18 protein-coding genes and 2 pseudogenes are annotated in these 20834 nt (G+C 59.0%); 11 read left to right on the forward strand and 9 right to left on the reverse strand.

The window, feature by feature from the left end; translation table 11 throughout:
• Positions 1-569 (forward strand): ISAs1 family transposase (locus IYY11_RS01265; RefSeq protein WP_196402410.1); only part of this gene is annotated, 569 nt, incomplete at its 5' end.
• A gap of 221 nt (positions 570-790) precedes the next feature.
• Here IYY11_RS01265 and IYY11_RS01270 read toward each other — a convergent pair.
• Together IYY11_RS01270 and IYY11_RS01275 are read right to left on the reverse strand one after the other, a co-directional pair.
• Positions 791-1350, reverse strand: a pseudogene (locus IYY11_RS01270) (ISKra4 family transposase); the annotation flags it as partial.
• Between the two features lie 343 nt (positions 1351-1693).
• The gene (locus IYY11_RS01275) at positions 1694-2773 is read right to left on the reverse strand and encodes a nitrogen regulation protein NR(II) (RefSeq protein ID WP_246719542.1); all 1080 of its coding nucleotides are present in this window, start codon (positions 2771-2773) and stop codon (positions 1694-1696) included.
• Positions 2774-3377: 604 nt separating this feature from the next.
• Here IYY11_RS01275 and IYY11_RS01280 point away from each other — a divergent pair.
• The 3 genes from IYY11_RS01280 (at position 3378) to IYY11_RS23175 (ending at position 4907) form a co-directional block, all read left to right on the forward strand.
• A complete protein-coding gene (locus IYY11_RS01280) occupies positions 3378-3569 on the forward strand; it encodes a hypothetical protein (protein ID WP_196402413.1) in 192 nt (63 codons plus the stop codon).
• Positions 3570-4008: 439 nt separating this feature from the next.
• Entirely contained in the window at positions 4009-4296 is a 288-nt protein-coding gene (locus tag IYY11_RS22595; RefSeq protein WP_246719543.1) for a DUF6522 family protein, read from the forward strand.
• Positions 4297-4775: 479 nt separating this feature from the next.
• A complete protein-coding gene (locus IYY11_RS23175) occupies positions 4776-4907 on the forward strand; it encodes a hypothetical protein (protein WP_281431655.1) in 132 nt (43 codons plus the stop codon).
• Between the two features lie 57 nt (positions 4908-4964).
• On the opposite strand, the pseudogene IYY11_RS01290 reads toward IYY11_RS23175, so the two are convergent.
• The 3 genes and pseudogenes from IYY11_RS01290 to IYY11_RS01300 form a co-directional block, all read right to left on the reverse strand.
• A pseudogene (locus tag IYY11_RS01290) lies at positions 4965-5978 on the reverse strand (helix-turn-helix domain-containing protein).
• A gap of 320 nt (positions 5979-6298) precedes the next feature.
• A complete protein-coding gene (locus tag IYY11_RS01295; protein WP_196402415.1) occupies positions 6299-7771 on the reverse strand; it encodes a multicopper oxidase family protein in 1473 nt (490 codons plus the stop codon).
• Positions 7772-7828: 57 nt separating this feature from the next.
• Positions 7829-9322 (reverse strand): carbohydrate porin, encoded by a 1494-nt coding sequence (locus tag IYY11_RS01300; RefSeq protein WP_196402416.1) that lies wholly within the window; start codon positions 9320-9322, stop codon positions 7829-7831.
• A 308-nt stretch (positions 9323-9630) separates the two neighbouring features.
• Here IYY11_RS01300 and IYY11_RS01305 point away from each other — a divergent pair, with 308 nt between their 5' ends.
• Positions 9631-9954, forward strand: coding sequence for a hypothetical protein (locus IYY11_RS01305; RefSeq protein ID WP_196402417.1), 324 nt, complete (start codon positions 9631-9633; stop codon positions 9952-9954).
• 83 nt (positions 9955-10037) lie between these two features.
• Complete coding sequence (locus IYY11_RS01310; RefSeq protein WP_210331185.1) at positions 10038-10199, forward strand: hypothetical protein; 162 nt, start codon at positions 10038-10040, stop codon at positions 10197-10199.
• Between the two features lie 167 nt (positions 10200-10366).
• On the opposite strand, the gene IYY11_RS01315 is transcribed toward IYY11_RS01310, so the two are convergent.
• The 3 genes from IYY11_RS01315 to IYY11_RS01325 all read right to left on the reverse strand — a co-directional run bounded on the left by IYY11_RS01315 (position 10367) and on the right by IYY11_RS01325 (position 12997).
• Positions 10367-10591 carry a MerR family DNA-binding protein gene (locus IYY11_RS01315; protein WP_246719545.1) on the reverse strand — a complete coding sequence of 75 codons (225 nt, stop codon included), beginning with the start codon at positions 10589-10591 and terminating at the stop codon, positions 10367-10369.
• 360 nt (positions 10592-10951) lie between these two features.
• Positions 10952-12103, reverse strand: a complete 1152-nt coding sequence (locus IYY11_RS01320) for a patatin-like phospholipase family protein (RefSeq protein WP_196402419.1) — start codon at positions 12101-12103, stop codon at positions 10952-10954.
• Positions 12104-12259: 156 nt separating this feature from the next.
• Complete coding sequence (locus IYY11_RS01325; RefSeq protein WP_196402420.1) at positions 12260-12997, reverse strand: acetoacetate decarboxylase; 738 nt, start codon at positions 12995-12997, stop codon at positions 12260-12262.
• Between the two features lie 334 nt (positions 12998-13331).
• On the opposite strand from IYY11_RS01325, the gene cyoA reads away from it, so the two are divergent.
• The 5 genes from cyoA to IYY11_RS01350 all read left to right on the forward strand — a co-directional run bounded on the left by cyoA (position 13332) and on the right by IYY11_RS01350 (position 19934).
• Positions 13332-14261 carry a ubiquinol oxidase subunit II gene (gene cyoA / locus IYY11_RS01330; RefSeq protein ID WP_196402421.1) on the forward strand — a complete coding sequence of 310 codons (930 nt, stop codon included), beginning with the start codon at positions 13332-13334 and terminating at the stop codon, positions 14259-14261.
• Positions 14258-16270, forward strand: a complete 2013-nt coding sequence (locus tag IYY11_RS01335; protein WP_196402422.1) for a cbb3-type cytochrome c oxidase subunit I — start codon at positions 14258-14260, stop codon at positions 16268-16270. The genes cyoA and IYY11_RS01335 overlap by 4 nt, the downstream gene beginning before the upstream one ends.
• Positions 16267-16929, forward strand: coding sequence for a cytochrome c oxidase subunit 3 (locus IYY11_RS01340; protein WP_196402423.1), 663 nt, complete (start codon positions 16267-16269; stop codon positions 16927-16929). Before IYY11_RS01335 ends, IYY11_RS01340 begins: the two co-directional genes overlap by 4 nt.
• Positions 16926-18068: a cytochrome o ubiquinol oxidase subunit IV gene (gene cyoD, locus IYY11_RS01345; RefSeq protein ID WP_196402424.1), complete on the forward strand. Its 1143-nt coding sequence runs from the start codon at positions 16926-16928 to the stop codon at positions 18066-18068. Before IYY11_RS01340 ends, cyoD begins: the two co-directional genes overlap by 4 nt.
• Before the next feature lie 93 nt (positions 18069-18161).
• The gene (locus IYY11_RS01350) at positions 18162-19934 is read left to right on the forward strand and encodes a PQQ-binding-like beta-propeller repeat protein (protein ID WP_196402425.1); all 1773 of its coding nucleotides are present in this window, start codon (positions 18162-18164) and stop codon (positions 19932-19934) included.
• Between the two features lie 296 nt (positions 19935-20230).
• On the opposite strand, the gene IYY11_RS01355 is transcribed toward IYY11_RS01350, so the two are convergent.
• A partial coding sequence (locus IYY11_RS01355) for a Tn3 family transposase (protein ID WP_196402426.1) occupies positions 20231-20834 on the reverse strand: 604 nt, incomplete at its 5' end.

Here is a 20834-nt window from a genome sequence, read left to right on the forward strand (position 1 = left end):
AAACCTTCGAGATCGCACGCGGGACCGGCAATGAACTGATCGTTCAAGTCAAAGCTAATCAGCCGGGTTTGTCGCAACGCTGCGAGCACATCGCCGCGACGGCGGCTCCAATCGCCGTCGACGACAGCCGCAATCTGACGCGAAATCGCCAGGAAGACCGGCGTGTCGAAGTCTATGCTCCCGGCGCCGCCCTCGATGACGACGAATGGGCGCCGTTGATCGCCGCAATCGTGCGCGTCACGCGATTTACATTGATCCGTTCCGCCGCCACAGGGCTCTGGAAACGGCGGGAAGAAACCGCGTTTTATGCGTCGTCCGTCATGTTGCCCGCGGAAATCTTCGCGAGCGCCATCCGCGGTCATTGGGCTGTGGAGAACGAGAACCATTGGGTTCGCGACGTGACCCTTGCTGAAGACGCCAGCCGCATCCGCGTCAATCCAGGCATCATGGCGCGCCTGCGTTCGCAAGCCCTCAACATCGCCAGGGCAAACGGCGTCGCCAACATCGCCCAAGCCCTTTGGAACGGAGCACTCTATCCCGCTGTCACCCTTTCATACCGCGGCCTGTAGAGAGCGTTGAACAGCCCTGCATCCGCAATCTCCTTTTGTCGGTCGGGGCCTCGAAATCTCGCTATCTTTGATGCTTCTAAATGCATGCACGCCGTTTGCTGCGTTGGTCGGGGTTGGCTTGCTTCGCGCGGACGATTAATTCTGGAGACAAGCGTTTTGGTTGGTAATCGCCTCCGAATATCCACCAAAATGCGTCACCGCGAAGACGTCGCGGTCAATCCATCCCGGATCGGCGATTCGAACCATGCGCGCTGGCCCGCCTTCTCATCAAGCCTGTCGCCCAGCTTCATCGTCCGGTGACGCACGGTCATGAACGACTCCGTTGATGGGATCGGGAGAAACTCCGCCAGCACATCCGCTGCCTTTCGGTATGGCATGAAGCTGCCCATGCGAGCCGACAATTCCATCAATTCCGGCGTCGCCTGATCGGGGCAGATGTCGCGCAAAACGGCAGAAGCGTCACAAAAATAAGGAACGCAGCGTCGACAATTCATAATCCGCGGGTTGCTAACTTCAACTCGTCCATAGACCGTTCGGATCTTACGCTTGCCGCAATCTTTGATGCGTCGGAACGTCTGACAATCGGCGCAATACCGGCTCGTCAGGACGTAGGCCTCACATTGCTGCTCGACTACAAGCTGCTGCAAACACGTCATGATCGACTTGCCATCCGCGATCGTAAGCCCGATCTCCCCCTTCGACAGTCTTTTTCGATCACCATCTCGGCGGTGTCGCGTCCGCTGAATTCGTCCAAGCCTTCAATCGTGATCTTCCAGCGCATCGCCGTCCTCCGCAAGGTCGGCGATTTCTTGCCTCAGAAATCGTTAACGTTCGTCGCAACCCAGTCAATTTTACGGTCCCAAATCGGATATTCTCAAGCCAAGATGGCTCCCGACACTCGTGTATCTTGGTCAGGCGCTGGCCGAGTCCAAGCGTCGCAGTTGAGCGAAGCGGGCTTACCCGGTCGGACCTTAAGGTCAAAAGATGGGCTCAACAACGGCCCTCTCACAGAGGGCGTGCGCCACTCACGCGCTTCGTCCTCGTCTCTGCAAGTGTTGCCTCGCCAACCCATTTATGCGGGCTCTATCAATCGCTGGTGCTCTTTCGGTCTCTTTCGAGATAGGTTAGGTTTCCGCGAGCTTTTGTTGTTGTTCCGCCAACGGCAATACGAAGCTAAAGATCGCGCCGCCGCCAGGATTGGGCTCGACCCACAACCGTCCATGATGCGCGTTGATAATCGCGCGCGAGATCGACAAGCCAACGCCCAGCCCGTGCGGTTTCGTCGTCGTAAACTGTTCGAACAATTTGGCTTTGATCGCCTCCGAAATGCCTGGACCAGTATCAGCGACATTGACCCGAATCTCATTACCGTCGATCAGCCGCGTCGACACGACTAATTCGCGACTCTCGCAATTTTCCATCGCTTCGATGGCATTGCGTTTCAGATTGACGACGACCTGCTGGATTTGAACCCTGTTGATGAGCACCAGGTCATTTTGCGCATCCAGATTGACAGCTGTCGCGACGCCGCATTCCTTGGCGATGGAGTCGGTGAATTCACATGCGGTTCGGACGACTTCATTTAGATGGTGGAGGGTTTTGATCGTTTCGCCCCGCGCGATAAATTGGCGCAGATTGTCCACTATTTCTGAAACACGGAATACCTGCTTGGAGGCGTTGTCCAAGACCTGCTCTATTTCTGTTAAATCCCCCTTCTTAAGGAGCCTGCTTGCCATGTGGAGATAGGCGTTGATCCCCGAGAGCGGCTGTTTGAGTTCGTGGGCGAGTCCGACTGTCATATTCTCGATAATATCGAGACGGTCCGCGTGCAGATCATGCATTCGAGCTTCAAATCTGCGCCGCTCGCTTAAATCATGTATGAAGCCGACAAAATAGCGTTCGCCCTCGGCTTCGACTGCGGCAACGCCAAGCTCTATGGGAAAGACCGACCCGTCTCGACGTTGTCCCTCGACCTCCCGCCCGATGCCGATAATCTTCGCTTCTCCGGTACGGAGATAATGGCTCAGGTAGTCATCATGCCGACTGCAATATGGCTCGGGCATCAGCACGCGGACATTTCGCCCGATAACTTCGTCAGGCGCAAATCCGAACAATGTAACCGCGGCAGGATTAAATGACAGGATCGTTCCAGCTTCGTCGATCGTGATGATGCCGGCCAAGGCATTGTCCACGAGCGCAGCCAACAAGGGCTCGTGTAAGTGAGCCTGAGACAAGCTGGGGCTCGGACGCATCTGTATCGCTCTGGCTGCAGGATTTGTGCCACTCTTCTCGAGGCGGTTCAAGCGTTAGCGGCGTAGCTCTTATACCACAATTAACATTGGCATCCAATTCCCGAGCTGTTCGTGTGCAAGAGTAATCGAGACGGCAGTCACGTGCTGCTCGCTCCGCATTCCGGCGAAGCGTCGCGCTGCGCGTCCACTCAATTCGCCTGTGGGATCGCGCGTTGCATTGTTAATGTGCGACATAAGCTGTGACTCCCCTCCATCGACCGCCGCCTGGTGCGCTGGTGCGCCGAAGGGAAGCTTTGGTAGAATATTGCCTCCGGCGAGTCGTTGGACCTATTCTGTCAATTGCGAACAAATGCGTTGCTCGGGTGGTTCGCGGCGGCAAAACGATAATAAACGGGTGGCGCGAGTGGACGGGCAGCATCGAGGGGACGATTTTTCGCAGCGCACGAACCCATCGGTTGTGAAGCGCTCCCGAACCGGGTCGGACCGCGGCGCAATCCTTAATGATCTCATCGCCGACATCGTCGATGAATTGCGCGGGCGTCCATGAGGCCGCGTATTGCGAAAGCAGTCGGAGGCGCACTGTGGCGCGCTTCGCGACGCCGGCGCGCTCGAGCTGAAGACGCCGACGGAAATTCTGGCGGTGATGACGACCGCCTATCGGCCAAGCGCCGGCGCCGCGACACCACGCGCACAGCTCAAATCGCTAAAAATCAGCCTTTCAGAAAATTTCCTGATCTTTGCAAACTAACGACGTCCTGTCAATTTCGTGCAGGACTTCCGCTCAAAAAATTCAGCTGACACAAAATTTTTGGCGTGTCAGCGATCTCGATCATTCTTTCGTTTGCTGCACGCTAGGGCTTTTCGCCTTTCCAGTGCATGCATGACGGCTTGCGATGCTTCGGCTATTACGGCTGCGATAGCGATGGACGCGAGGACGGACGCCAGAACGCTAAGGGCATCGCTCATTGCTGTCCCTCCGTTGCAGTTGTGGGCGGCAACTACAAAGCAAGAATCAAGCCGACGGCTTGGCACTGCAGATATTGAAAGGGCTTAGGCGGACGCCGCGCCTACATGGGTCAATTCGCCGGACAAAATGGCGCTTTCGCTTGAGTTGCTCGTCGAAATGAGTTTGGTTAAGCGGCTTGTGAGCGCGATCGAGCACGAGCTTTCGCGATAATGCCTGAAGTATGCGCGACGATAGTATTGCGCGCGATGGCGAAGACTTCATTGTGGAGGCGGCCTTCGTCGCGGGCAAATTCGGGCTCTCCGTCGATGCCTTTCGCGCGGAACTGCAGCGAGGCGCCATCGTCACGATCTGCGAGCGGGGAGAAGGCGAGGATCACGCCCGGACTCGCCTCACCTTCCGGCGCGGCGCCTTGCTCTGGCGCTTCATCATAGGCCAAGACGGCGCGATCCACGAAGACCCGATCTTGGCGAAACCAGCGCGGTCGTCCCCTCCGCAGTCCAGCCGGTAAGCGCTTGCAGCTGACGGCAAGCTTATCCTGTACAAGCGCCAGCTGTTTGCGCGTCGGCGCGATTTGCGAGAAGCGGAGACGGCCTGTCGCGAGTGTCGCGCTTGCAGCTTCCGGATCGCCTTCTGGCAGCGGAATGCCGTCAACGGGCCGTTCGATAATTGCAAGGCCTGTTACCGTCGGGTTGTTGCCGGCCGCGTCCCGAGCCAAATACAAACCCCGGAAGGCGCGACGCACGTCGGCATTGTCATGACGATCGCGGGAATCGTAACCGTCGTAGCCCGCACACTAGCTGGAGCGCTCGTCAACCGGGACGGTTTGGACGCGCGCTCTGATTGTCGCCACCGCCAGCATCGTCGTCCTCGGGGGATATGCCTCACTCCTTTTCCCCTGTTCCAACCAACGGCGGCCGCGCAAAAGCCTCGCCATTTTCTCCATCGTCAGAAACCCCCTCGCCGCTGGCGAGCGCGGCGCTCGCTTTATTGGCTTGGACGATCGCGCCCGAAGCGAAATCAGCCGCCACGCTCGAGATCGTCGCCGGCGTCACGCTCGCGCTGCGCCTTTCGCGCTGGCGCAGCGCGCAGGATCCTGCAAGAGTGTCCGTCGTCAAATGATTTGAGACAGGCTGGGCTGCAATTTAGTGGAGGATGCGGCTCACCTGACGATTGAGTTTAAGCGGCGGTCATTTGATGTTGCAAGCGTCGATTCTCGATTGTGATGCGTTTGATCCTTTCTCTTTCGCGCAGGATTTTTGCGCCGCGTCCGCAGTAGACGTCGGCGGGCGCGAGATTGTTCAGGCTCTCGTGATACCGGCGATGATTGTAGTGATCGACGAAGGCGCCGATCTTCGCCTTCAGGTCGCCCGGCAGATCCTTCAGATAGGTGAAGTCCGTTTGCCAGAGCTGGTTGGGCGCGGTGGTCTTGTCCTTAAACTCATCCGCCGCCTTGACGACGATGAAGGCCGGGCTCGTGATCAGATCATGCGCTTTGAGTAGGCGATAGACTGAAGCTTCTGACATAAAATAGTTTTTCGTATCGACGAAGCGCGCGGCGAGCTCCCGCGGCGACAGTTCCGGCTCATCGAGCGCCGTTGAACGATCTCATCGCGCTTCTCATCGGGGATGCGGTTCCAAACGCGCGAAGGTCGGGACGGCTTGTCGGCCAAAGCTTCCAATCCGCCGGACCGATAGAGATCGCACCAGCGGTAAAATGTCGGACGTGCGACGCCGATCTTGTCCAGCGTCTTACTTGCCGGCAGATGCGACTGCTCAACGAGGCGGATGATCTCCAGCTTTTCGGAGGGGGGATATCTCATTCCTCGTCCCCCCATCGGCGATCATGCTTTTTCTAAGCAGTCGCAATTCAAGCGCCTGCTCGGCGACGACTTCTTTCAGTTCCTTGGCCTGCCGACGCAAATCCTTGACTTCGCCAGTCGTCGCCGCCCGCTCCGTGTCGCCGGCGAGACGCCGTTTGCCGGCTTCGAGGAACTCTTTCGACCAGGAATAATACAGGCTCTCGGCGATGCCTTCGCGCCGGCACAGCTCGGCGATGCTGTGCTCGCCGCGCAGGCCATCGAGAACGATGCGGATTTTCTCCTCGGCCGAATAATGCCGGCGAGTCGCGCGGCGAATATCTCTCACAAGCCGTTCAGACGACGGTTTCGGGCTATCGGATTTCTGGCTCATCTTCACTCCGTGACGGTTACGATGAGACAGAAATCCTCCTTTCAGCAATCCGCCCAGTTTGTCTCAAAGGCCCTGACGCCGGACACCCCGCGGCGCCGCCGCTCTGGATTTGGATGCCGCCCCATTAGCCGCGTTGTAAATCCTATACTGCGGGAGTGGCGCTACCGCTCCTGATTCGTCGGACGAGAGAGCAGAGGTGACGATCTTTGGGGCGGATACATTGAAATGCGCTCTATTTCACTCCCCGGTGCAAGTTGGAATCTTGAGGCGGTAGCATCAGTCATCGGCGCGGCATGCGAGCGAACATCGCGTTTGCGAATTTAAATATAGCGCAACGTGGCGAACATGCCGGCGGCCTGATGGTAAACGAGATGACAGTGGAAAGCCCACCGGCCGGGGTTGTTCGCGTCGAATGCGATGACAACGCGCCTCCCAGGCGTTACCAGCACGGTATCGCGCACTGGGCCAGAAAATCGCTTGCCGTCGATCTCCACCACCTGAAACTCATGTCCGTGGAGATGCATGGGGTGCGGCATGAGCGTCTTATTCTTGAGCACGAGCTCGACGCGCTCCCCCTTTGCAACCGGCAGCGGCGGGGTGTCCTTGCTCCAAGGGACGCCATTGATCGACCAAACATAACCATTCATGTTGCCGGTCAGATCGACTTCGTGGACACGGTCCGGCTTACGCTTCGCAAGCGGCTCGGCGGCGCGCAGGCGCCGCTCTAAATCCAGGGTAAGCGCGGGCGATGGTATCGGCGCGACTTCTGGAACGCGGGTCACTTGCGCCTGTCCCGCAAGAAGGATCACGCCAGTTTGCCGACGCTCGCCTTCCAAAATCGCCAGCACCGGATAGGAAGCGGGACCGCGCGGAACTTTGATGAGGATGTCGAGGCGCTGAGCGACGGCGATTGGAAAGCGCCGTCCCGCAACTGGGTGGACCCTGAACCCGTCAACTGCGATAAGCTCGCCTCTGAGCGCGCCAAGATCAATGTGATACGCACTCATCGCTGAGCTATTGATGACGCGCAGCAGAATTGTCTCGCCGGGCGTCACCCGGATCGTCTCAGGGTCAGCGAGGGTGCGGTCGTTAGCCAGAAAGGCATCGTATTTCACATCGTTCAGATCGGGCCCCGCAGATGCGCTTCCCTTGGCCGTTCCGGCCATTCTTGACTTCTCAGACTTCGACTCCGTGCCAGGCATGGCCGCCGTCACACCCAGCGTTCGGTTTCGTTTCCGCAATTGCTCGTAGATCTCCTCAGGCGGCGTGAAGCTGAAATCGGCCAGCATGACCACAACTTCCTGCTGATTCGACCGGTCGCGTCGGTCGCGAATGATGAGCGGGGCCGCGAGGAGTAATTGTTCTTGCAGGCCCTGGTGCGAATGCATCCAGAACGTGCCCCCGAAGCGCAGCGGGAAGTCGTATTCGGCGCTAGCGCCTGGCGAGATCGGCGTCCCGGAGACGCCAGGAACGCCATCTTGCTGCCAGGGAGGCGTCAAACCATGCCAATGGATGAGTGTCGGTTCATCCAGATCGTTGACCACACGAACCCTGAACTGCTTTCCAACCTCTGTGATAAGCCCCTGGGCGCCATTCGGTTGGCGAATGCCGAGCACTGAAGCGGATTTTCCGTTCACCTCAATGCTACGCCGCTGGACTCGAAGAATTGTAACCGAAGCGGCGTCGCTCGCAGGGGCCGCAGAAGCTGGCTGCGCCCAAAAGCGATGAGGCGAGGTGATGCAGGTGGCGAAAGTGGAGAGCAGGACGGATCGACGTGACAGCATCACGGTCATCTCCTCAAAAAATCCTTACACGAGGCAGGCTCCACTACGGAGAGCCACCTAACGAACTCAAAAGCTGATCGACGTCCGCAGCCCAAAAACCGCGGCGTCGGGAATTCGCCCCAGAGCAGGGTTGATTGGATTGATCACGCCGCCACCGGGCCGAAAAATGTATTGGAAGTCGGGTTGAATGATCCAGCTGGGATCGATCTGCGCCTGATAGGTAACTTCGAGCGCGAGCTCATAGACGCGGATTGGCAAGGCTTCGCCCGCATAAAAAGCAGCTTCCCGATCAAGGACGCTGATCGATGGAGATAACTGTGAATAGGCTGCGGCAAATCCAAATGTATCATCGGGTCGCTGCTTCCATATTCCCATGAAACTGACTCCCGCCTCCGCATAAAGGTTCATCAGATTCCGGTCTGAGGGGCTTGCAGCAAAGCGTGCGAATCCGCCAATTCCTTTTTTTGGACTTTCTCCGGGCGCGCGCCAAAGCATCTGATTGATGACACCATAAAGTCCAAAATTGCCACGGTGGACGAGCGGCTGACCATTGCTCGATGGATCGGCGAGCGATCTACCGTCCGTCCCAAAACGATCGTCATTAAATCGGCCAAGGTGGCGCCATCCGCCGATCTTAATCGCTCCGGCGAGGCCTTCTGAATCGGCTTTTTCATTGTATCTGAATTGGGCTTCGCTAATGATAAACGCGGGGTCCCTGAGCCGGAAATTCGTGCCTGACGGGTCTTTGATCTCCTCTAAACCTGTGAAACCCGACCCAGCGGGGTCGCCGTTGAAAATTGCGGCGAGGAGCGTGATCTGATCGAATGGAGTCATTTTGAGACGAACGCCGGGCGTGGCCAGCGGATAGTTCGGTCCGCCACCGCCCGGAAGATCCTGAATGAATAAGTTCGGCCAGCCGAACGTAACGTTAACGAATAAACTATTGCTGAATTCGCTGATGAAAAATTGGTTATCTGCCGTTAACTGCCCGATACGGAACGACGCCAAGTCATTGAAAAACTTCTGCTCAACCCAAAGCTCAAAAAGCCGCGTCGTTGGCCGGGCCGCAAAGCCGCTGATCGTCGAATAATTGAAAATATTGTTGTTTGAAAGGCTGCGGCCTTGGATTTGGTACGCATTAACGCGGAAACTCGCGCCGTCCAGCCCCGCAACTTTTGCAAGGTCGGCGTCGACGGCCATGTAGAGCACGCTACCGTAATTGGCGCCCTGTTTGACCCCGCCTATGGGATTTCCAAAGGTGTCTTGGATGTAACTCAATTGGAAATTGACGCCGCGATCCAGCAGGGCTTTCTTGAAATCGCGCAGCGCCGGAATGCTCGAGGTAATCGACGGCTGATCGGCTTCCGGGACCAGCGTCACGGGCTCTTCCTTATGGCCGGTCGGATTCGACGCCGGATGATGCGCAAGAGCGAAGTCGCCGGGCAGCACGATCAAACTCGAAACAACGATAGTTGCACACGCCGCGGTTCGCAGCGTCTGAGGCGGCAGTGCCAACGATGCGAGGTACGATAGACGGCGCAATTCGGGTTCCTCCGACACGAAGGAATTCTGCGAACAAGTTATACACTTGCTGCCACCGTAAATTCAATCATTTGCGTGAAGCAGCGAATCGAGAGATTTGCGCCTCGCAATCTTCACGTGGCCTGGCCGCGAAAAACGCCCCGGCGCTACATCAACGCTCAGGGCGTTCCGTTGCGACAGCCACGAGCGCGCCCACCGCGCGAGCCGCATGCGCCGGATGGTGCCCAAGACTGGCCGATCGTGGCATTGCCGGATGTCAAAGGTCGTTAAGCTCTGCTCAAAAGTAGTCAGTCCAATCAAGCCCAGGTCGCCCTGGACTGTGGAAGTTGCAGCGTCAGGTCCTGCCAGAGGCGACTCTCGTCCTCCACTGGTTCCATACCGCCATGCGTTTTGAACACGCCCTGCAGGCGGCGCGCGGCCTTGGCGCGGGCACATTCAGCGACTACCTCCAGGGCCATCCAATCCGCGAACTCGAGAGCACCAATTGGAGACTCAGGCACGGCCGCTCGAGCGCATGTCTTGGGCGCTTGGCGCGCCTGATGCATTGGTTCGACGCCGCTCATGTCAGAGACGTCAAAGGCGCCTCCATAGTCCAGCGACATATCAACGATCTGATCGAGATCTATACGCCAATCAGCCTGCGCTCGTGAACTACGGACGGCGACGCCGCGGTCGGCTGCCGATTTCAACCGCATTTGTCGAAAGCGCAGTCGATGAAATCCTCTCAAAACGCATGATCAAGAAGCAGCAGGTGCGATGGAACAGGTGGACCGTGCAGCCCTTTCTGGACGTGCGCGTCGCCGTTCTCAACAAGACGCTCGCCGGCTCGTTCAGGCGGCTCTATCCTGACTTCCAACCAGACAATGAAAATCACCCAATGCGGCTCTCAGCGTGAGGAACCCTTCGACCGTCGTGGTTATGGTCTCGCCGCCAAGAGCGCTACGTCGCTGCGCTGTCGCTAAATCCAATTAGGCGCACTCCTGCGTCGTCAATATATCGAGCACCGGACACGAGGGGGAAGGGTCGCCGGAACAGCGGGTGACCATGTCGGCAAGAATGCGCTCAAGTCTGGAGAGATCGGTGAGCTTCGCCCGCACTTCGTCGAAATGTCCGCGCAACCTCTTGCACCTCCGCGCAGGAAGCGCGAGTCGGTTCGGCAAGAGCCAACAGGGTGCGGATTTGCTCGATGCTAAACCCGAGTTCGTGAGCGCGGCGGATAAAGACCAGCCTTCCGATATGGCCTTCTTCATAGGCGCGATGCCCGCTCGCCGTCCGCGCGGGCGGCATGAGCTCAATACGCTCGTTTTTACGCCGCCACGCAGCCACAATATGCGCCGCTCACTGGCCGATTATTGCGCCGCCGCGTACAACGGCTCCTTGGACGGGCAGATCTTGAAGATTCCGGTGATGCCAGCCGTGTCGCGACGCCGATTGTTCGGCGCACCCCGGACAAAAGCCAGACATTTGACTCACAACGGCTGAAACCAACCATCCATCCACATAGGCGCACAGCAGTGAGAACTTGCACGCTCCTCCCCGGAGCCCAATGTGATTTTGTTTGTATCCGCTCGGATAGCAACCGTCGTCCAGCCGATCAAGCGGGCATCACAGACTTCGAGGAAGAACCCGTGACATGCGCTGAACCTGTTAATCCGTCTCCGCGAGCACGAATTTATTCAGACGTTCGTCGTGTTCAAAGAGCGCAACGCCCGAAACCCCGTTTGGCGGCGTTTGCCATTGGTTCGACAATAAGGCGCTGTCTACCGCCGCACGCCCTGCTTGCCAGTGACGCCGCATCGAAACTCTCGAGAATTCGCAGTCCTTCGCGGCGCCTTCAAAAGCCGCGCCGGAGTAGACGAGACGCACGATCGCGAAAATGCGTTCCTCGCCGTGTGATAGCAATTCTGCAATCTTCGGCGTCGACGCGATCTCAGGGGGTATAACGTCCCGCAACAGGAAGATGGCGCGCCGCAGTTCGTGAATCTCTTTGAAATGCGCGACGCTCGTGCGCGTACGGCTGGAATAGATAATGTCCTTTCGCCTTTCTAGAACGTCGTTGATCGTTTTCGGCTCCTTCCCTTTAGAGTTAAAAAGGTCGACTTCGAAGATCAATGACTTTCCGAGGCGGGCGGCGTCGAGAACATAGGAGAGCGGCGTATTCGAAACGATGCCGCCATCCCAGTAATAGTCGGAACCGATTTTGATCGGCGGGAATCCAGGCGGCAGGGCGCCGCTCGCCATGACATTATCAGGGCCGATGCGCGTCTCTAGATTGTCGAAACAAACCACTTGCCCGGTTTTCACATTCACAGAGCGAAGGCTTAGTCGCACGGATCCGGAATTGATGATGTCGAAATCGACGTGCTCTTCGAGCAGCTTGCGCAACGGCGAGGTGTCGTAGAAGCTGGTATCGCCAGGTCCTATAAGTTCATCGAATGGAAACTCGACGCGCGGCAAAAAAAATCCTGGAACTCCAAATGTGAAGCACCGTAAAGCGCTGAGCGACGAATAAAGGCTTTGGCTGCTTGCGCTTGAAAAGGCGAAGGCCGCCGGCGGGTAATCAGTGGTCACGCTTTCCCAAAAGGAACGCAGCTTGTCTACGCGACTCTCGGGCGGGTTGCCAGCTATGATTGACGCATTGATCGCCCCGATCGAAACCCCTACGATCCAATCGAATTCAATCCCCGCACGCGAGAGACTCTCTAGAGCTCCCGCTTGATATGCGCCCAACGATCCGCCTCCTTGGAGAACGAGAATCGTTTCGTCATATTCCTTATCGAGCCCAAGCTGATTTTTCATCACTCAACGTCCATGTTTCGAATTGACGTTAGCTTTTGTGGCTTTTGAGCGTGGCGCTGGTCCTCTGAATCTATAACTCGCCACAAAATGTCCGATCCGCCTTCCATCGTTTTAGAGCGATCAGAATATTATGAAATGCAATTCAACTCGACTCCTTCAGGCGAGATAATCGAAAACGACTTTGCCGAGGCCGAGGGTGAGATCGGCTATGATATGCGTGGCGCCAAGGATTTCGCGCACCGGCAGATCGGCGACGGGCGCCAGCGCATGCGGATGAAGATCGAGCGAGGCCGGTCCGGTATAGGCGCTTTTCAAGACGACGTCCTCGAGACGATAATCAACGAGCTCCAGAATGCGTGGCGAGCCGTCGACATGCGGAATAATCTTTAGAAGATAATTTGGCGACGCCAACGCCTTGAGGATTTCGTCGTGATCCAGGCTCTTGTGGTTGTAGCCCATCACGCCGCTCGCGACGCGCACGGGACCGTAGTCGAGCGATCCGATAAGCGAGTCGCGGACAACGTGAAGTTTCGGCTGAGCGAATTTTTTTGGAAACCCCCAGAGCTCGCGGCCGCCGTAAATCGGCGGTCCATCGTTCAAAAACATCGCATGGGTATATTGGCCCTTGGCGCCGTTGAAGCGTACTGGAATGACCTGCCCCGACTCGCAATAATCGCCGAATCCCGTCGAGTCGGGCATTCTGATGAATTCGAATTTGACAATAGGCTCGTCGATTTCGAGCGGCTCCGGCACCACGCGCTCCAACGCCTCGCGGTCAGTGCGATAGGTTATAATCAGAAATTCCCGGTTGAAGAATCGATAAGGCCCGGGCGGGAAGGCTGGGCTCGTGAGCGGCATGGCGAATGCAGTTTTTCGCACCTCGTCGATGTTCATGTGCGACTCCCTTTCAAGTTCCCTGCTGCAGTCGAAGACGGTGAGCGAACCTCGGCTGGACGGCGCGACGCCAGCGAGAGCCTATCTTATGCTTGACGAGTTTGATCCCTGAAAGCCTTTTTCCGTCCGCCTCCACGGACAGTCGCACGGTAACATGGTTATAGGAGCCAAGACGAACTCGCCTTGATTGTCATGAGGCGGAAACTTATCCTTCGCAAAATGGTTTTGCAGTCGAGTCGCTCGTCGACCGCCTTCGATGACTGACGAAGTTTACGTCACGCCGTTTTCCTGTGTCGACTGAGAAAGATCGTTCTAACTGAGAAAGATCGTTGGCATGCAGCCAAGCCATGCAGCGCGGCGCCTTTTCGCGGCGACCTTGAGGAGCGTCAAGACCCTTCCGCCGAAGGCCGCGATGGTGTTGCTGGCGGGCTGCTCTGGCGGGGTCCTCGACCCTAAGGGGCAGATCGCCGTCCAAGAAAGTGAAATTCTCCTCAATTCAGTCGGAACCATGCTGATCATCGTCGCGCCAACCCTTCTGGCGACGCTTGCCTTCGCTTGGTGGTTCCGCGCATCCAATCGCAAGGCGCGCTATCTCCCGGACTGGGTGTTCTCCGGACGCTTGGAGCTCATCAACTGGGGCTACCCTCTGCTCATCATCCTCTTCCTCGGCGGATTGATCTGGATGGGCTCGCACCGGCTCGACCCCTTTCGGCCAATCGCCGCAGCCGGCAAGCAGCTCGAGGTGCAAGTCGTCTCGCTCGACTGGAAATGGCTCTTCATCTATCCGGAGCAATCTGTCGCGAGCGTCAATGAACTCGTTTTGCCGGTCGAAACTCCGGTCCATTTCTCCATTACCTCCGCCACGGTGATGAACTCGTTCTTCGTGCCGCAGCTTGGAGGCATGATCGCCGCGATGCCCGGGATGATCACGCAGCTGCATTTGAAAGCGGATCACATGGGCGATCTCTGGGGACTGTCGACGCAATTCAGCGGCGATGGCTTCGCCGGAATGCACTTCGACGTGCGGGTCAAGTCGAACGAGGATTTCGAGCGCTGGGTCGAGTATGCGCGAAAGAGCGCATGCGATCTCGATCACGCCGGCTACGCCGCTCTTCTTCGCGAGAGCCAGAATGTGCGTCCTTTCGTCTATCGCTCAGTCATTCCTGCTCTGTTCGTCAAAATCGTTACAGGGAAAGTCTCGCCGCCGAATGCGACGGCCGAGCAGGGATCGTCCGTTGTCGCTTGCCCGGAGACGGCGCAATGAAATTCTTGGGTAATCTGTCATGGGACGCGATCCCATGGAATTCGCCGCTCCCATTGATTGCGGGCGGCGGCGTGATCGCTATTTGTATCGCGATCGCGGCATGGATCGTGCTTGCGGGCCATCTCCCTTACCTTTGGAAAGAGTGGATCACCAGCGTCGATCACAAGCGCATTGGCGTCATGTATATTCTGCTTGGCCTTGTCATGACGCTGCGGGGATTCGCCGACGCAATTTTGATGCGCACCCACCAAGCCTATGCGTATCGCGCCGACGGTTATCTTCCGCCTGAGCATTTCGATCAGATTTTCACCTCGCACGGAACGATCATGATCTTCTTTGGCGCCATGCCGCTGATGATCGGTCTGATGAATTTCGTCATCCCCTTGCAGCTCGGCGTGCGCGACGTCGCTTTTCCGACGTGGAACTCAACGAGCCTGTGGCTTACCGCTGCTGGCGCTTTGCTGGTCAATATTTCTCTCGTGGTCGGCGTGTTCTCGCGCGCCGGATGGCTGCCCTATCCGCCGCTCTCCGAACTCGAGTTCTCGCCCGACGTCGGAGTCGACTATTATCTGTGGGCGCTGCTCATTTCCGGCGTCGGCACGCTCGTCACAGGGATCAATTTCGTCACCACCATCCTCAAGATGCGCGCCCCCGGCATGGGCTATCTCAGGATGTCGATGTATTGCTGGACCGCGCTCGCCTCCAATCTGCTGATCGTCGCCGCCTTCCCGATACTGACGGCGACGCTCGTCATGCTCACTCTCGACCGCTACCTCGGCTTCCATTTTTTCACCGCCGCCGGCGGCGGCAATATGATGATGTTCATCAACCTGATCTGGGCTTGGGGGCACCCAGAGGTCTACATCCTCGTCTTGCCGGCCTTCGGCATTTTTTCGGAAATCATCTCGACATTCTCCAACAAGCCGCTGTTCGGCTATCGGTCAATGGTGATCGCGACGCTCGGCATCTGCATCATCTCCTTTCTGGTGTGGCTGCATCATTTTTTCACGATGGGAGCGGGCGGGACCGTCAATGCGGCGTTCGGCATCGCCACCAGCGTGATCGCGGTCGTGACCGGCGTTAAAGTCTTCAATTGGCTGTTCACCATGTATGGCGGCCGCATTCACTACAAGACGCCGATGCTGTGGGCGCTCGGCTTCCTCGTGACCTTCGTGATCGGCGGCATGACGGGCGTTCTCCTCGCGGTCCCGCCAGCGGATTTTCTTCTGCACAACAGTCTTTTCCTCGTCGCCCATTTCCACAACACCATCATCGGCGGCGTGGTGTTTGGCGCCTTCGCCGGCATCGCCTACTGGTTCCCGAAAGCCTTCGGCTTTCGGCTGCACGAAGGCTGGGGCGTCGCCGCCTTTTGGTTTACGATCGCCGCCTTCTACGCCGTCTTCATTCCCCTCTACATGGTCGGCCTGCTCGGCATGCCGCGCCGCATGCAGCACTATGACATGGAGATGTGGCGCCCCTTCATACTGGCGGCGATGGTCGGCATATTCCTCTTTGGCGTCGCCTTGATCTGCCAGGTGATCCAGCTCGTCGTCAGCATCCGTCAGCGCGAACGACTCCGGGACGAGACCGGCGATCCCTGGAGCGGCCGCTCTCTCGAATGGGCGACGCCCTCGCCGCCGCCGATATTCAACTTCGCAGTGCAGCCGACCGTCTATGGCGAGGAGCCTTACTGGGAGCTCAAGCGGCGGGCAATCGCCAGTCAGCAGAACGAAGGGCGCTACGAAGCGATCAAACTGCCGAGAAACAATGCGACCGGATTCGTGACGGGTTTTTTTGCGAGCGTCATCGGCTTCGCGATGGTGTGGAAAATCTGGTGGCTCGCAATCCTCGGCCTCGTCGCCGCCTATGCGGTTTTCGTTTGGTATGCGTGGCGCGACATTCCCGAGGAGAAAATTTCGGCGGAGGAAGTGGCGCGCATTGATCGCGCCCACCGCAAGAGCCGCGCCGAGTGGCTCGCGCGCCATTCCGAGAAGGGCAATATGGCATGACGATGATCGAAGCGCCGACAACCGCGCACGGCCGACCTGTCGACCCCTACAGGCTCGGCCGCACCGACCTGGCGACCGGCCATGGCGAGGCGGGACCTGCGTCTGAGCGCGTCATCATCGCCTTCGGCTTCTGGATTTTCCTGCTCAGCGACATCGTCATGTTCTCCGCGTTCTTCGCGGCGCATGCGGTTTTGCAGACCGCAACAGATAATGGACCTACCGGCCGGGAGTTGTTCGATCCGTCGAGGGTTGCGATCGAAACCGGCTGTCTGCTCGCATCAAGCTTCACCTGCGGCCTCTCGGCGGTGGCGACGAATGCGCGCAATTTATTTTGGACGCAGGCCGCGTTGCTCGTGACCGGCCTGCTCGGCCTCGCCTTCCTGGGTCTGGAGGCGCACGAATTCTCGGGCATGATCGCCAACGGCGTGGGACCCGATCGCAGCGCCTTTCTCTCGTCCTTCTTCGCCCTCGTCGGTTTGCATGGCGCGCATGTCGGCGTCGGCCTGCTCTGGCTCGGCACGATGATGGCGCAGCTCTTCGTCAAAGGTTTCGGATCGATTCTCTACAGGTTGATCTGCTTCAACCTCTTCTGGCACGTGCTCGACATAATCTGGGTCGCGATTTTCACGGTCGTCTATTTAATCGGAGAAGGGCGATGAGCGAAGTCGACGGACGAAACGCCAAGGACGTCGCGCCTGGATTCATGGATGCGCCGGGCCGCAGTCTGCGCGAAGGCCTCCTTACCTATGCAACGGGCTTTGTGCTCGCCGCCGCGCTCACTGTGGGGTCCTTCGTTCTTGTTCGAACAAATCTGATCTGGGGACCTGGCATCGTCATGGCGCTCGTCGCCTTGGCGATCGCGCAGATCGGCGTGCATCTCGTCTTTTTTCTCCACCTCACCACGGCGCCAGACAACACCAATAATGCGCTCGCGCTCGCATTCGGCGTGCTGATCGTCACGCTCGTCGTTGGCGGCTCCTTGTGGATCATGGCCCATCTCAATCACAATGTGATGCCCGGCCACGGCTTGGCGCAGATCGATCTCGAGACTCTCGCGGCCGACAGCGCCGTGCGCACAAAAGGCGTCGTCGCTCCCGTCGCGCCGGAGCCGCTCGAGGCGCAGGTCTCTGGCGTCATTACATCCGTTCAATGCGAAGAGGGCATGCATGTCGAAGCAGGTCAGGTTTGCGCCGAGATCGATGCACAGCCCCATCAGGCGGAAGTCGATAAGAAGGCTGACGAGCTGCGCGCGACCGAGGCTCGGCTCGAAAGAGATCAAAGAAAGCTCGGCTCGGCGCGCGCGGCTCTGGAGCGCAAGGAAGCGACCGGCGCGCGCGGCAAGGGGGTCGACCGGTTGCGAAGGTCGGTTGAGCGACTGCAGGCGCAGGTCGATGGCGACGAGAGCGATGTCCAGCGCGCGCAATCCGCTCTGGCGGCTGCCAAGACCCAGGTCGGCGCGACGCGCATCGTCTCTCCGATCGAGGGAACGATCCGGGCGCGCAATGTCGAGCCGGGTCACAAGGTCTCAGAAAAGGCCAAGACGCCGCTGTTCGTCGTCGCTCCCGATTCGGCGCATGTTGACGCCACGATCAGCGCCGCGCAAAGCGGCCGGATCTCCGTGGGCGACACGGCGGTCTTCACCGTCGACGCCGTCCCGGGACAAGCGTTTTCCGGGACTGTGACGAAGATCGAGCCCGCGCAAGGCGGCGCGGAGACGATCGTCGGCATAGCGGCGCCCGATCCAAATCATGTGCTCAGGCCCGGCATGATGGCGACTGTGCGCATCCCGGCGCGATAGCGCAATTTTCGCCGTTGCTCAGAGAAGTTGCGGCGAGAGGCGGTCCGCTATTTTTTCACAAGCCAACGTCATCTGCGCAAGAGGAGCCGGCCTATGAAGAAGGCGATAAAAATCGCGATTGGCGTCACAGCCGCCTTCGGCGCTGCGGCCGCAGGGGCGATCTACGCGAATTGGGACGCCTTCGTTCCGATCGCAGCCATGGGAATCAACTATGTGCGCTACCTCAACGCGCCCAAGGGCGAACTGACAGTCGAGACCGCGCAGGATCTTGACGGCGCAATTGCGGTGCCCGGTATCCGTCCTCTGCCGCCGGATGACGGCCTCTGGCCGAGCTATAATAAGACGCTCACCTCCGACCGCTTCTCCTCGCTGAACGAGATCGACCGCGAGAACGTGAGCCGGCTCGAGGTGCTCTGCACCTATGACACGGGCCAATACACCGGTTTCAACTCGGGACTGCTGCTCGTGGACGGCGCGCTGCTCTTCGCGACCGAATACGACACATTTTCGATCGACCCGACGACCTGCCGTGAAAACTGGCGCAAGCACGAGAGCTATGCGCCGGCGACTCCGCAAGGAGTCAACCGCGGCGTCGCCTATCTCGAGGGGCGCGTGTTCCGCGGCACGCAGGACGGGCGCGTGCTCGCCTATGATTTCAAGACCGGCGAACGCCTGTGGGAGACCGCCATCGCCGACCCCAAGAAGAGCGAGAGCGCACCCGCCGCGCCGATCGCCTGGAATGGCCTCGTCTTCATCGGAAATGCGGGCGGCGACTTCAAAGGCGTGAAGGGCCGCATGTATGCGCTCGATGCGGCGACCGGACGGATCGTCTGGGAGTTCTATCTCGTCCCCAAGCAGCCCGGCGACCCGACCCGCGGCCCTCAGGGCGAGACGCCGCTCGACGCATCGAGCTGGAAAATGGCCGCCGATTCGCCGATCTCAGGCGGCGCGACCTGGACGTCCTATACGCTCGATCCGCAGACCGGACTGCTCTATGTGCCGGGCGGCAATCCGGCGCCGGACTTCGACGTGATGCTGCGGGGCGGCGACAATCTCTACTCGAATTCGGTGATCGTGCTCGACGCGAAGACCGGAGCCTATCGCGAGCATTTCAAGCTGCTGCCTAAGGATTGGCACGATTGGGATGTCTCCAGCGCGCCCGCGCTGGTCACGACCGCATCGGGCCGGCGCATGATGCTGGTCGCGCCCAAGGACGGCCATCTCTATGGCTTCGACCTCGATACGAAAGAGCGGCTCTATCGAGTGCCGGTGACGAGGATCGAGAATCCCGACGTCCCGTTCTCTGGAGACAAGAGCGTGCATTTTTGCCCCGGCTCTGTGGGCGGCGCCGAATGGAATGGACCCGCTTATGACCCGCAGAACAATCTGGTGATGGTCGGCGAGGTGCAATGGTGCACGACCGTCCGAGTCGAGCCCGAGAAGGAGATCGAGGGCGCGGCGAAATTCACGCCCTGGTCAGGGGAGGATTCCATCAATCCCTTCAACATGTGGGGTCGAGCCGATCCAGTGTTCCAATGGGCCGGCTGGCTCTATGCGGTGGACGCGGACAGCGGCCGGTGGCGCTGGCGGGCCAAGACCAACTATCCCGTGCAGAGCGGCGTGGCGCCGACAGCGGGCGGGGTTGTCTTCTTCGGCGACATGGGCGGCAATTTCTACGCGCTCGACGCGGATACGGGCCGCAAGCTCTGGGGCAAGAAGATCGGCGGCGCGGTCGGCGGCGGCGTCATCACTTTCGCGACGCCGAAGGGCCAGCGCGTGGCCGCCGCGACGGGCCTCACGGAGGTCCTGTGGCCGACCGAGATCACGACGGCCAAGGTCTCCATCATGGGCCTTGCCCAGAATTGAGGGCGCTGCTGTCGATTGATGGAGTCGTCTAATCGCGGCTGCCGTGTCAAGTAATTTTGCGTGGCGTCGAACGCGTATGCCGGGTGCAGGGTCGTCTTCGCGGTCGACATTGGTCGCCGCACGATGGGGCCTCGCGGGAAGAGTCTACCAATGTGGACGACGCACTTCGCTGGATCAGCGGTGCACTCCGTCAAGCGGAATAGCTCGGCCCACGTCCCGGCAGGGACGTTCTGGCGCGCTCGGAGCGAACGCTATCCCAAAATGGGGTCAGCGCAGAATCTTCCCGAAATTGTACTCTAAGCCGCATCGAGTAGCTCAGAGCGGGGGTTTCTGAGGGGCCGGAAGGCGTTTTGGAGCGGCTCGGTCGGCCAAACATAGTCCCCGTTGAAGGTGATGTGCTCCCAGCCGAGCGGCGCGATATGAGCGAGCAAATCGTCACGGACGCGTTCTCCGCTGGAGCGAAGCTCGGCAACGGCGTGGCTGAGATAGACCGTATTCCAAAGGATGACGGCCGAGACGACGAGATTGAGACCAGAGGCCCGATAGCGCTGATTTTCGAACGTCCGGTCGCGGATTTCTCCGAGGCGATGAAAGAACACCGCCCTGGCGAGCGCGTTGCGGGCCTCACCCTTGTTGAGCCCGGCGTTTGTTCGCCGCCTCAGACCCGGGTCGCTGATCCAGTCGAGGGTGAAGAGGGTGCGTTCGAGCCGCCCGATCTCCCGAAGCGTCTTCGCCAGCGCATTCTGTTTGGGGTAAGCGGCGAGCCGACGCATCAGGATCGACGGCGCAACCGTTCCAGCTTTGATTGACGCCGCGAGGCGCAACGTCTCATCCCAATTTTCGCCGATGATGCGGAAGTCGATAGCGCCGCCGATCATTGGGTCGAGTGATTTATATGTG

Origin of the sequence: Methylocystis sp. H62 (assembly GCF_015709515.1) — a bacterium.
In the GTDB taxonomy this organism is placed as follows: domain Bacteria; phylum Pseudomonadota; class Alphaproteobacteria; order Rhizobiales; family Beijerinckiaceae; genus Methylocystis.